We start from the raw sequence: 12,932 nt of genomic DNA on the forward strand, positions 1-12,932 counted from the left end.
GGTGTATTAAAAGCCGCTGCTGCTGCAGCAGGTGGTAATTCTTTAAAAAGGGTGCACCTCCGGCTATACGCCTATATAGGTATAAGCCGTTGCAGTACAAACAATTATGCGTAAAGCCAAATGCTTTTGCAATTATAGGGGATTAAGGCTCCCCTTAAGTGGCGGAAACGCCAGCTAAGGTTCCGGCTGCGGTGGTGCGGTCGCCTCTGATGCTTCTACTGCCGCCCGGTACTTTGGTAAATAAGGTAAGTTTAGGTGGGAAAGAAGAATGGCTTTCTCCCTTTGGCCACCTAAACTTACAAAGGTTTATTTAATCTTAAAAGTCTTCGTCCAGGCTGAAAACGTTTTTGTCTTTATCGCTCAGCACACCTGCTTTCTGGTACTCGCCCACGCGCTTTTCGAAGAAGTTGGTCTTGCCCTGCAGCGAGATCATCTCCATAAAATCGAATGGGTTAGTGGCGTTGTAGATCTTGCTGCAGCCCAGCGACACCAGCAGGCGGTCGGCCACAAACTCGATGTACTGGCTCATCAGCTTGGCGTTCATGCCGATCAGGTCCACCGGCAAGGCGTCGGTTACAAACTCCTGCTCAATGCTTACCGCATCGCGGATGATCTCGTGCACGCGCTCCTGTGGCAGCTTGTTCTGCAGCATAGAGTACAGCAGGCAGGCAAAGTCGCAGTGCAGGCCCTCGTCTCTGGAGATTAGCTCATTGGAGAAAGTCAGGCCTGGCATCAAACCACGCTTCTTCATCCAGAAGATAGAGCAGAACGAGCCGGAGAAGAAGATACCCTCCACGGCAGCGAAGGCAACCAAACGCTCGGTAAAGTTTTCGCTCTCGATCCAGCGCAGTGCCCACTCTCCTTTTTTCTTCACGGCAGGTACGTTCTCCAGCGCGTTAAAGAGGAAGTCCTTCTCGCTTTGCTTCTTTATATAGGTATCTATAAGCAGCGAGTATGTTTCGGCGTGGATGTTCTCCATCATGATCTGGAAACCATAGAAGCAGCGTGCCTCCGGTATCTGTACTTCGTTCATGAAGTTGATAGCCAGGTTCTCATTCACAATGCCATCAGAGGCTGCAAAGAACGCCAGTACGTGGCTAATGAAATGGCGCTCGCCATCGTTAAGGCCTTCCCAATCCTTCAGATCTTGGCCCAGATCAATCTCCTCGGCTGTCCAGAAACTGGCCTCCGCCTTCTTATACATCTGCCACACCTCATCATGCTGTATTGGGAACAGTACAAAGCGGTTAGGGTTCTCTTTCAGTATTGGCTCCATAATCTTTTAAATAAGTGTTTTATTGATTGAAGGGGTAAGCTAACTTTTAGCTTAGAAAACACCCCATTAAAATTCTGACTTAGCCGGAAAGCCGGTCGGTTTCCGTGTAATATCCTGACTTCAAATATATAGAAATGAACTTGATTTGTGGGGCTAAAGTTGTTCAATTTATGCACACCCCTCTAGAGCGCTGCAAAGGCCGTTTTTAAGTATAACCAACATGGTTATCCACATTCATGTAAACATATATAGATTACTGTAAATATTGGTATAGGTAAATGCCATGCGGGCAGGATGCAAATACAAGTGTCTTTGGCTAGCACGTGTGTGTAAATACGGTGCAACAGGTGTGAAGGCAGAGGCAAGGTTTTTACATAATAAGGAGTAGGTGCATTCGCGGTGAGTTCGCTGCAAGCGGCATTGTGGAAAAGTATAAAAGTGGGGCTGTGTGGTAAGTGATTGATGTAAAACTGTTTATTCGAATATTGAAGTAACGTTATAAGTCTGTATGTGGATATACACATACTTTTCCACATGGCTGGGTAAGGCAAGTATAACGGGGAACATTTTGTTATACAAGCCATTGCAAATATCAAAATGAAGCCGTACTTTTGCGGACTAAATATTTTTAAACATACATTGAAGCTGATGTACGCAATTGTAGAAATCGCAGGTCAACAGACCAAAGTAGAGAGCGGTAAGTTCATCTACGCTAACAAGCTTTCCGGCAATGAGGGTGACGCCGTAGAGTTCACCAATGTTCTTCTAACTGACGACAACGGCACTATCACTGTTGGCGCTCCTTTCGTGGATGGTATCAAAGTTACTGGTAAAATCTTGGGTGAGGCTAAAGGCGACAAGGTGTTTGTTTTCAAGAAGAAGCGTAGAAAAGGGTATAAGAAGTCTCGCGGTCACCGCCAGCAGTATACCAAAGTTCTTATCGAAAGCATTGGTTAAGCAGTAAGAAGAAATTAATCGTAGAACCTTTTGGGATAGGTAACTAACCCAATTAAATAGTAAAAGAAAATGGCACACAAAAAAGGCGTTGGTAGTTCCAATAACGGCCGCGAGTCGCACTCTAAACGACTGGGTGTTAAGATTTACGGTGGCCAGGAGATTATTGCTGGTAACATCATTGTAAGACAAAGAGGTACTGCCCACCACCCAGGCAAAAACGTGGGTATCGGCAAAGACCATACTTTGTTTGCACTGGTTGACGGCGTTGTAGAATTCAAGAAGAGCGTGAAAAACCGTTCTTATGTTTCTGTAATTCCTAAAGTAGAGGCAGAAGCTTAGTTTTAAGCTTTGCAGATAGATAAAAAAAGGGATGCCATACCGGCGTCCCTTTTTTTATTAAATTGAAAAAGCAGCAACCATCAAAAATCACTGGCGTATAAGAAGACAAAGGGGTTATAGTTAAAAAATTAAACCTCTTCTAGGAAAGGGATGCATTAGCATCCCTTTTCGCATTTTAAGCCTGCCCGTAGACAAAGTATGCCCCTGCCAGCGCAACAAAACTTTATTTTCTGCGGATAACCTGTATATTTGCATTCTCTTATCAAGAAAGACTGAGGGATAGGGCCCGACGACGTCTTAGCAACCATGTATAAAGCTTGGTGCTAACTCCCTCCTGGCGCATTACCAGGGAAGATAAGATTGCTCCTACCTCAGGTGTCCTTCTTGATAAGTTATGTGAGAGACTTATACAGAGAAGGGGAACACCAGCCATGACTAAAACACATCCGATTTATACTTTGCTGCAGGAGCGCGTGCTCGTGCTCGATGGCGCCATGGGCACCATGATTCAGCGCTACCAGCTTACAGAGGCCGATTTCCGTGGCGAGCGCTTTAAAGATCATCCATCCGACCTGAAAGGCAACAACGACCTGCTTTCCATTACCCGTCCGGATATCATTAAAGCCATTCATACCGAGTACCTGGAGGCTGGCGCCGATATCGTCGAAACCAACACCTTCAGTGGCACGAGCATTGCCATGGCTGACTACAAGTTGGAACACCTGGTGTACGAGCTCAACTACGAGTCGGCCAGGATTGCACGGGAAGCGGCAGATGAGGCGGAGGCAAAGGATCCTGCCCACAAGCGCTTCGTAGCCGGTGCTATTGGTCCCACTAACCGTACGGCTTCCCTTTCCCCGGATGTGAACAACCCCGGCTACCGCGCCATCACCTTCGACCAACTGGTGGAGGCCTACCATGAGCAGGTGCGCGGCCTGGTAGAGGGCGGTGCCGATATACTATTGGTAGAAACAGTGTTCGATACGCTTAACTGTAAGGCTGCTCTCTTCGCCATCCAGGAGTTTGTGAACAACGGGGGCAAAGAGCTGCCCATCATGGTATCCGGAACGATTACCGATGCCAGCGGCCGTACGTTATCAGGCCAAACAGTGGAAGCCTTCTGGAACTCCATCTCGCATGCGCCAATCCTTAGCGTAGGCTTTAACTGCGCCCTGGGCGCCCGACAGCTGAAGACGCATATCCAGGAGCTTTCGCGCATTTCCGACTGCTACATCAGCGCCTACCCGAACGCCGGTTTGCCGAACGCCTTTGGTGGCTACGATGAGACGGCCCAGCAAATGGGGGCTATCGTGGAGGAATACCTGAAGGAGGGACTGGTAAACATACTGGGTGGTTGCTGCGGCACCACGCCCGCGCACGTGAAGGTTATTGCAGCGTTAGCGCGCAAGTATAAACCGCATGTTCCCAGCCCGGTTGCCCCTCTCCCACGCTACAGCGGCCTCGAGCCCCTCACCATCACCTCTGATACGCTTTTTGTGAACGTCGGCGAGCGCACCAACGTGACCGGCTCCAAGATGTTTGCCCGCCTGATCGTGAACGGTCAGTTTGAAGAAGCCCTGGCCGTTGCCCGACAGCAGGTAGAAGGCGGCGCGCAGATCATCGACGTGAACATGGACGAAGGCATGCTCGACTCAGAGCAGGCCATGACTAACTTCCTGAACCTGATTGCCTCCGAGCCCGACATCGCCAAGCTGCCCATCATGATCGACTCCTCGAAGTGGAGCGTGATTGAAGCCGGGCTGAAGTGTGTGCAGGGGAAAAGTATCGTTAACTCCATCAGCCTGAAAGAAGGCGAGGAAGCCTTTAAGACGCTTGCCCGGAAAGTGCGCCAGTATGGTGCCGCCGTGGTGGTGATGGCGTTTGACGAAACAGGCCAGGCCGACACGCTGGAGCGTAGAAAAGAGATCTGCGAACGCTCGTACCGCATCCTGGTAGACGAGGTAGGCTTCCCGCCACAGGACATCATCTTCGACCCGAACATCCTGGCCATTGCCACCGGCATAGAGGAACACAACAACTACGCGGTAGATTACATCGAGGTCGTAAAATGGATAAAAGCCAACCTGCCGCACGCGCTGGTCAGTGGCGGGGTGAGTAACCTGTCTTTCTCCTTCCGCGGCAACGATGTGGTGCGCGAGGCGATGCATACCGTGTTTTTATACTATGCCGTGCAGGCAGGCATGGACATGGGCATCGTGAACGCCGGCATGCTGGGCGTGTACAGCGAAATCCCGACAGAGCTGCGCGACCTGATAGAGGATGTGATTTTTAACCGTCACCCGGATGCCACCGAGAAACTGGTAACGTACGCTGAAACGGTAAAAGGCAAAGGCAAAACCGCCACAGCAGCCGATACCGCCTGGCGCGACGCTCCGGTAGAAGCGCGTTTAAAACATGCGCTGGTGAAAGGTATCGTTGATTTCATTGAAGAAGACACCGAAGAGGCCCGCCAGCAGGCAACTAAAACGCTGGATGTAATTGAGGGGCCGCTCATGGCAGGCATGGGCGTGGTGGGCGACTTGTTCGGTGCCGGCAAGATGTTTTTGCCGCAGGTAGTGAAGAGCGCCCGCGTGATGAAGAAGTCAGTAGCTTACCTCTTGCCGTTTATGGAGAAGGAGAAGCTCGCTTCCGACACGTCCAAATCCACAGCGGGCACTATCCTGATGGCTACCGTGAAGGGCGACGTACACGACATCGGAAAAAACATTGTGGGCGTGGTGCTGGCCTGCAACAATTACGAAGTGATAGACCTGGGCGTGATGGTGCCGCTGGATAAGATCCTGTCCGAAGCGGAGGCGCACAATGTGGATATCATCGGCCTGAGTGGCCTGATCACACCTTCGCTGGACGAGATGGTGTACGTGGCGCAGGAAATGGAACGCCGTGGCATGAAGATTCCGCTGCTGATAGGGGGCGCTACCACGTCCAGAGTGCATACGGCTGTAAAGATTGCGCCGCAGTACAGCGGGCCAGTTATACATGTGCACGATGCCTCCAGAAGCGTAACAGTGGTCAGCAGCCTGCTCAGCAGCGAGCGCGACAGCTATATTGCTGAGATCAGGGCAGAGTATGAGAAGCTGCGCGCAGACCACCTGGGCCGTACCAAAGACCGCGCTTTTGCCACGATAGAAGAAGCCCGTGCCAACAAGTATAAAGTGGACTGGAACGCCACAAAGCCAACCAAGCCAAGCTTTATTGGCAAAAAAGTATACCACAACTTCCCGCTTTCCGAGATTGTGCCTTACATCGACTGGACGCCGTTCTTCCATACCTGGGAGCTGAAACGCCAATACCCACGGATTTTGAGTGATCCGGAGTTGGGCACCGAGGCAACAAAGCTGTTTAACGATGCGCAGCAAATGCTGCAGGAAATCGTGGACAACCAGTTGCTGGAAGCGCGTGCGATAGTAGGTTTCTACCCAGCCAACGTGGAAGCCGACGACACGATCGAAGTATACGCCGATGATTCACGTGGAAACGTGCTGACCGAATTCCATACCTTGCGGCAGCAGGGCAAGAAGGGCGCGAATGTGCCGAACCTGGCTTTCTCGGATTTTGTAGCACCCAAGGAAACAGGTGTTCAGGATTATATCGGGGGCTTTGTGGTATCGGCTGGCTTTGGCATTGAGAAGCTGTTGGAGAAGTATGAAGCCGAGCATGACGACTACAAATCCATCATGGTAAAAGCCCTGGCGGATAGGCTGGCTGAAGCCTTTGCGGAACTGATGCACGCCAAAGTTAGGAAAGAGCTGTGGGGCTACGCACCGGAGGAAGACCTGACCAACGAAGACCTGATTAAAGAGCAGTACAAAGGCATTCGGCCGGCGCCAGGCTATCCGGGCTGCCCGGATCATACGGAAAAGATCACACTGTTTAACCTGCTGGATGCGGAAAGGGAGTCGGGGATTATACTTACCGAGAACCTGGCCATGTACCCGGCAGCATCGGTGAGTGGGTTATACTTCTCACATCCGGAGTCGAAGTACTTTGGGCTGGGCAAGATTGGCGAAGACCAAGTTACGGACATCGCGCAGCGCAAAGGTATGGCCAAGGAGGAGCTGGAGCGCTGGCTCTCGCCAAACCTGAACTACGAGCCAAAGCCGGTTGCGCAGCAGGCGGTATAGCCATCCAACAATTTAACAGGTAAGCAATTTAACATCAACATAACTTGAAAGTTACAGACCACTTCAAAAACGCGAACGGCAAAACGCTCTTCACCTTTGAAATACTGCCGCCGCTGAAGGGCGAGAACATGAAAACCCTGTTCAACCACATTGACCCTTTAATGGAGTTTAACCCGCCGTTTATCGACGTGACCTACCACCGCGAGGAGTACGTGTACAAGCAGCGCGAGAATGGTTTGCTGGAGAAGCGTACCACACGCAAGCGCCCCGGCACGGTAGGCATTTGTGCGGCCATACAGAACCACTACCGGGTAGACACCGTGCCGCACCTGATTTGCGGGGGCTTTAACAAGGAAGAAACCGAGAACGCCCTGATAGACCTGCACTTTCTGGGGATAGACAACGTGCTGGCCCTGCGCGGCGACTGCGTGAAAAGTGAGCAGCGCTTTGTGCCGGAGCCCGGCGGTCACAACTACGCCACCGAGCTGATTGAGCAGGTAGCGAACATGAACAACGGCGTTTACCTGGATGACGAGCAGGCCTACCACAACGGCACGGACTTCTGCATCGGGGTGGCCGGCTACCCTGAAAAGCACTTCGAGGCGCCGAACCTGAAGTCGGACCTGCGCTGGCTAAAGAAGAAAGTGGAAATGGGCGCCGACTACATCGTGACGCAGATGTTCTTCGATAACCAGAAGTACTTCGACTTTGTGAACCGCTGCCGCGAAGAAGGCATTACAGTGCCGATCATCCCGGGGCTGAAGCCGATGACCACCAAAACGCAGCTGACCCTGCTGCCGAGCCTGTTCCACATTGAGATTCCCTGCGCCCTGGCCGAAGCCATCGAGGACTGCCCGGATAACAAGGCTGCCGCGCAAGTAGGCGTGGAGTGGGCGATTCAACAGTCAAAAGAGCTGATGGCGTTCGGGGTGCCGTGCCTGCACTATTATTCCATGGGTAAATCAGACTCGGTCAGAAAAGTGGCCGAAGCGCTCTTTTAGCATATCACACCTTAAACAACTAAACTACCTAAGGCTGGGGATGTAGCTCCAGCCTTAACTTTATCCGGTCGGTGCATGGCAGGCCGTTCTCAAAAATGGGTTCTGGATAAGTGCGCAGGAAATAGTCTTTGTCTATACTTTCTACCCTAAAGCCGCAGCGTTGGTAAAGCGCCAGGGCCGGTATGGAGCTGTTGCCGGTGCACACGAGCAGTTGTTTTATACGTTGCTGCCTTGCCTGAGCAATAGCAAATTCCACCAACTTTCTACCAATCCCCTGCCCCTGGTGCTGTGTATCAACGGCTACGTTCCTGATTTCGGCCATTTGGCCCTGTGGCTGTAGTGCCAGCACGCCAACTATCGTTCCCGCCTTTTCCGCCACAAAAGTATGGCTTTGCTGGATGTAGGAAAGTATAAGTTCCTCGCTGGGATCGGCGAGCAGGAGCAACGGCAGCGGCAACGGTTCACCAGACGCCAGGGCTCGTATCTGCATTGCGGTTATTTTTACTTGGGTAGGTTTGTTACAGCTCCGGGAGCACCGGCGACAAAGTATAAAGTATAGGCTTGCTGGGGCTGGCGTCTAGCTGCAGGCTGGCTATCTGCAGGTTGAGCAAGTATAAACCGTCTGCAATATGTTCCGGCACATAGATAAGCTCGGTAATGGTGGCGCCGCAGCGGGTGTTCTCCGGATACTGCCAGAACGCGTGGTGGCACAGAAGCTTTCCCTCGTCCAGTTCCCGGTCTACAGAGGGCAGGTCCAGGAGCAAGTGCTGCACCCCTTCTTCTGCCAGGTACTGGCCGATGGTATGCTCCAGGTAGGGCGGGTTAGAGCCGGAGTAGTGGCGGGTAAGTTTATCTTCGGAGTTCGGCAACGTGCGAAGTATAACGGCCTCAGGTTTTATACGTTGCAGTTGCTTTCGCACATCCTCCAGTAGCACTACCTCATCCCCGTTTTCCTGCTTTTGAGGCTGCACGGTTATCAGCTGGGCCACAAACAGGAAGCGTTTCAGGCAATTATGAATGGTAGCGTTTTCGTCAGCGGAGATGTGCCCATAGCATTCGGTGTGGGTGCCGTTGCCGTGAGGGGTCAGGTGCACGCGTTTGTAGTTGGTGCTGCCGCCCTCTGCCACCGATCCCACAAAATCCCCCACCCGGATAACATCAAAAGCTAACGGCTCGGCCCAAAAGCACTCCGGCTGTGGCTGGCGGTCGTGCAGCGGCATCGAGATATCCAGCGGCTGCAGCGGGTTAAAAGTATAGGTTTGGTCTTGGTAAGTAATGGTGGCTTGCATGGATCCCGGGCTTTTTGGCAAGTATAAGGGAAAATCCGGAAAGCTATACTTGCCTGGGTTAAAAGTATGGTAGGGCTACTCTTCCAGCAGCCAGCGCACGGCCTCCTCTTCCGATGCAAAGTCGCGGATTTCGTAGGTAAGCTCTTCTGCAGCGTCCGCCCTGGTCACTACCGACACCATGGCCAGCCTTTTGAACAGGTCGTCGGGCATCACGCGGGCCATTTTTTTAAGGGAAGTATGGGAGAACAGATCGTAGTAGATATTGGAGAGCCAGTCCTTTGTTATAGGGCTGATGACGGACACGTCTTCCGCGTTCATCAGCATTTTCGCCGCCCTCCTGGAAACGACAGCCTCATGGGACCTCATCGACTCGACCACAAATTGCTCATCTTCTACTGGGCGCAGCCATTCCGTCCGGACTAGCGCAAGCGCATCGTCAGCCTCGATCTTGAAATCATCTGAGAGAAAAACCGTTCGTAACTGCAGCATGAGCGCTTGTGTTTGAGATTAAGGGGTACGGCTACGTAATGATACGAGACCGACAAACGTAAGTGACGGCCAATCTGCTACTCCAGCATCAGGTCCAGCGTGATCTGGTCGGCAAGCAGCTTGCCCTTGTCCGTCAGGTATAAAACGTTATCCGCTATACGTGCCAGGTCCTTTTGCTGCAACTCCTGCAAGTATACTCGGTGGGATGCCTGCACGTCATACGCATACTTATCGCGCAGCAGGGCCAAATCGCAGCCCCAGGTGGTGCGCAGCGTGGTCAGCAGGTAATCGTTGGCCTGGTCGGCGAGCGTAAGTTCCTCTATCTCTGCCGGAATAATACTTTCGCTGATGGCGGCGGTATACTTGCGGTTGTTGGCTACGTTGTACTGCCGGCTGTGGCCATTAAACGAGTGCGCGCTGGGGCCCACGCCCAAGTAATGCACGCCGCGCCAGTAGTTGCTGTTGTGCCTCGACTCAAAGCCCGGCTTACAGAAGTTGGAGATCTCGTACTGCACAAAGCCGTGCTGCGCCATCTGCGCCAGCAGTAGCTCGAATTGCTGTGCCGTATAGTCGTCCTCAGATGGTTTGAACTTGCCTTTCTTGCTCCAGCGGCCCAGCGCCGTGTCAGGCTCTATGGTGAGGGCATAGCAGGAAACGTGCTGTACGTTAAGCGAGAAAAGCGTTTCCAGGTCGTTTAGCCAGATGCCATGGTCCGGGGCCGGTATGCCGTAAATCAGATCCACGGTGATGTTGTCGAAGCCAGCGGCCTGGGCATCTCTTACGCACTGCAGGCTTTCGGTGGCATTGTGGGCGCGGTTCATCAGGCGCAGGTGCGGCTCATGAAACGACTGCAAGCCTATACTTAAACGGTTGATACCGGCGGCCCTCAGCTCCTGCAGCTTCTCCGGCTTCAGGTCGTCGGGGTTGGCCTCCAGGGTTATTTCGGCATCCTCCGAAACTATAAATAAGCCTTTTATGGTTTGTAGCAAAAGCTGCAGCTCTGCCTGCGTCAGCAGCGACGGGGTGCCGCCCCCAAAGTAAATGGTCTTTACCTCCTGGTCCTGCAGGTAGCTCCGGCGCAGCTCCAGCTCGCGGGAAATGGCCTGTATGGTGACTTCCTTGTGGCCCATGGAGGTGCTAAAGTGGAAGTCGCAGTAATGGCAGGCCTGTTTGCAGAACGGGATATGTAAGTAGATGCCGGACACTGATTAGCTAGTTAAGAGATTAAAATGCTGATGGTCTGTAAACTGTGCTTTCACTAAAAGTATAAAGTATACCAGAAGCTTTTACCTTTGCAGGCATGAAGTATAAACCGGGCGCTGTTGTGTCACCCTACATCCTTTAACAATTTAGCCCTCTAACAGTTCAACCGCACAAATGTACAAAATAGCTGCCTTCCTGCTTTGCCTGCTGCTGCCCCTGTTGTGGCCGGAGCAGGCGCGCGCGCAGGGGGCGCAGCCCGATACCGCAGCGCAAAAGCAGGCCAGGAAGCCGGAGGAGAAACAGCCGGAGCGGGCGGCCAGGGTGCAGCTCTCGGTAAAGGCATCAGACAAAGAGGGCGCGCAGGTGCTGCGGCAGTATAACTTCCGGCAGGCCCTGCCCGACTCGGCCGAGGCGGTGAAGGAGGTGCGGGCGCTGGTGTACAGGCTGCAGCAGGACGCCTACCTGCTGGCCTCCGCCGACAGTTTATACTTTGGCCCGGACACGCTCCACGTGAAACTTCATATAGGACAGCCTTTTGCGTGGGCGCAGCTGCGCAACGGCAACCTGGGCGAGGGGATACTGATGGAGGCCGGCTTCAGGGAGAAGTTTTACCACAACGTGCCCTTCCGGCCAGCCGAGTTCGTAAAGCTGCAGCAGCGCCTGCTGAATTATGCCGAGCGCAACGGCTATCCCTTCGCCCAGGTATGGCTCGACTCAGTAAGTATAGAGGGGAACAAAGTATCGGCCACGCTGATGGTAGAGAAGGCCTTTGCCGTAACCTACGACACGCTGGAGATTGTGGGCAAGTCCAGGACGCAGCCTAAGTTTCTGATGCGCTACCTGCAGCTCTTGCCCGGCCAGCTCTACAACCAAGACCAGATAAATGCCTCTGAGCGCATGCTCACGCAGCTGCCCTACATCAAATCGACGCAGCCGGCACAGGTGCGCTTCACCAGCGACAAAGCCAAAGTATACTATTTCCTGGAAGACAGGCAGGCCAACCAGATTGACGGCGTGGTGGGCTTTCTGCCAGACCCGAACCGGGAGGGAAAGCTGCTGATAACCGGCGAGGCAAACCTGAATATTCGTAATATCAGGGGCTCGGGCAAGCAACTGGGGCTGCAGTGGCGACGCGTAAGCGCAGGCTCTGTGGTGCTCAACGGCGAGTACCTGCACCCTAACTTCCTGGGTAGCCCGTTTGAGGTGGGCACCAAGTTCAGCCTGCTCAAACAAGACTCCACGTTCATCACGGTGCAGCCACGCCTGCAGGTGGGCTACTATACATTAAAGTATGGCAAGTTCAGCCTGTTTACCGAGTGGCGGAACTCGCGCCTGCTCTCGGAGGTAAGCCCGCAGCGGCTGCAGCAGCTCGACCTGGCCGACGCCCAGACAACCACCTACGGCCTCAACTACCTTTGGAACAACCTGGACGACTTTTACTTCCCGCGCCGGGGCAGGCTGCTGGAGCTGCAGTTTGCGGCAGGCACCAAGAAGCTGCTGCGGAGCGCCGAACTGGAGAAAAGCTTCTACGACACGCTGGATATGAAAACCTCCCAGCTAAGCCTGAGCCTAAGGCTGGAGAACTTCCTGCGGCTGAGCAAGAACAGCTCCCTGCTGACAAGACTGCGCGGCGAGGCCATCCTGAACGATCAGATTTTTCTAAATGATATGTACCGCCTGGGCGGGCTCTCCTCCATCCGCGGCTTCGACGATTACTTTTTCTATGCCAGCAGCTACGCCGTGGGCACCCTGGAGTACCGCCTCTTCACCGACTCCGATTCCTACGCCCTCCTGTTCTACGACCAAGGCTACTACCGGCGCGATCTGGAGCAAAGTTCTAACGAAGATTATCCCTTCGGTGTAGGCGCGGGTATCAGCTTTAGCACAGGCGCGGGTATCTTTCAGCTGGTTTACTCGCTCGGGCAATCAACGCAACAACCGCTATCATTCAAGTATTCCAAGATACACTTTGGCATAACTAGTAAATTTTAGAAAAAGCCGAACATTTTACGTGTTTTTAGGTACACATACTTGCTTGGCAAATATATTTAATATACTTTTGCATCATCATAACAGTGCGGGGTGGAGCAGTTGGTAGCTCGTTGGGCTCATAACCCAAAGGTCACAGGTTCGAGTCCTGTCCCCGCTACCTCAGAGAAAGGCCTGACTCAGAATTGAGTCAGGCCTTTTGTTTTTTTATACTTTGGGCACCATCTCCCTCACAAAACCCCGA

10 protein-coding genes, 1 tRNA gene and 1 riboswitch are annotated in these 12,932 nt (G+C 53.0%); of the genes, 6 read left to right on the forward strand and 5 right to left on the reverse strand.

The window, feature by feature from the left end:
- Nucleotides 1-316 precede the first annotated feature (316 nt).
- The gene (locus BM040_RS10875; protein ID WP_092101030.1) at nucleotides 317-1,276 is read right to left on the reverse strand and encodes a ribonucleoside-diphosphate reductase small subunit; all 960 of its coding nucleotides are present in this window, start codon (nucleotides 1,274-1,276) and stop codon (nucleotides 317-319) included.
- A 648-nt stretch (nucleotides 1,277-1,924) separates the two neighbouring features.
- Here BM040_RS10875 and rplU point away from each other — a divergent pair.
- From rplU to metF, 4 genes are all read left to right on the forward strand, one after another.
- Nucleotides 1,925-2,233 carry a 50S ribosomal protein L21 gene (rplU, locus tag BM040_RS10880; RefSeq protein ID WP_092101475.1) on the forward strand — a complete coding sequence of 103 codons (309 nt, stop codon included), beginning with the start codon at nucleotides 1,925-1,927 and terminating at the stop codon, nucleotides 2,231-2,233.
- A 69-nt stretch (nucleotides 2,234-2,302) separates the two neighbouring features.
- A complete protein-coding gene (rpmA, locus tag BM040_RS10885; protein WP_092101032.1) occupies nucleotides 2,303-2,572 on the forward strand; it encodes a 50S ribosomal protein L27 in 270 nt (89 codons plus the stop codon).
- 256 nt (nucleotides 2,573-2,828) lie between these two features.
- A riboswitch (SAM riboswitch) is annotated at nucleotides 2,829-2,933 on the forward strand.
- Between the two features lie 70 nt (nucleotides 2,934-3,003).
- Nucleotides 3,004-6,717, forward strand: a complete 3,714-nt coding sequence (metH, locus tag BM040_RS10890) for a methionine synthase (RefSeq protein ID WP_092101034.1) — start codon at nucleotides 3,004-3,006, stop codon at nucleotides 6,715-6,717.
- Between the two features lie 44 nt (nucleotides 6,718-6,761).
- A complete protein-coding gene (gene metF, locus BM040_RS10895; protein ID WP_092101036.1) occupies nucleotides 6,762-7,718 on the forward strand; it encodes a methylenetetrahydrofolate reductase [NAD(P)H] in 957 nt (318 codons plus the stop codon).
- Nucleotides 7,719-7,746: 28 nt separating this feature from the next.
- Here the strand turns inward: metF and BM040_RS10900 are convergent, their stop codons facing one another.
- From BM040_RS10900 to hemW, 4 genes are all read right to left on the reverse strand, one after another.
- Entirely contained in the window at nucleotides 7,747-8,208 is a 462-nt protein-coding gene (locus tag BM040_RS10900; protein WP_092101038.1) for a GNAT family N-acetyltransferase, read from the reverse strand.
- A 28-nt stretch (nucleotides 8,209-8,236) separates the two neighbouring features.
- Complete coding sequence (locus BM040_RS10905) at nucleotides 8,237-9,007, reverse strand: cyclase family protein (protein WP_092101040.1); 771 nt, start codon at nucleotides 9,005-9,007, stop codon at nucleotides 8,237-8,239.
- A 75-nt stretch (nucleotides 9,008-9,082) separates the two neighbouring features.
- Nucleotides 9,083-9,496, reverse strand: coding sequence for a hypothetical protein (locus tag BM040_RS10910; protein ID WP_092101042.1), 414 nt, complete (start codon nucleotides 9,494-9,496; stop codon nucleotides 9,083-9,085).
- Nucleotides 9,497-9,573: 77 nt separating this feature from the next.
- Nucleotides 9,574-10,701 (reverse strand): radical SAM family heme chaperone HemW, encoded by a 1,128-nt coding sequence (gene hemW, locus BM040_RS10915; protein ID WP_092101044.1) that lies wholly within the window; start codon nucleotides 10,699-10,701, stop codon nucleotides 9,574-9,576.
- Nucleotides 10,702-10,873: 172 nt separating this feature from the next.
- Here hemW and BM040_RS10920 point away from each other — a divergent pair, with 172 nt between their 5' ends.
- Nucleotides 10,874-12,691: a BamA/OMP85 family outer membrane protein gene (locus tag BM040_RS10920; RefSeq protein WP_217646772.1), complete on the forward strand. Its 1,818-nt coding sequence runs from the start codon at nucleotides 10,874-10,876 to the stop codon at nucleotides 12,689-12,691.
- 84 nt (nucleotides 12,692-12,775) lie between these two features.
- Nucleotides 12,776-12,848: transfer RNA gene (locus BM040_RS10925), tRNA-Met, on the forward strand.
- The last annotated feature ends 84 nt before the right edge of the window (nucleotides 12,849-12,932 follow it).

The sequence above is a fragment of the Pontibacter chinhatensis genome (assembly GCF_900113285.1).
GTDB classification, from domain to species: domain Bacteria; phylum Bacteroidota; class Bacteroidia; order Cytophagales; family Hymenobacteraceae; genus Pontibacter; species Pontibacter chinhatensis.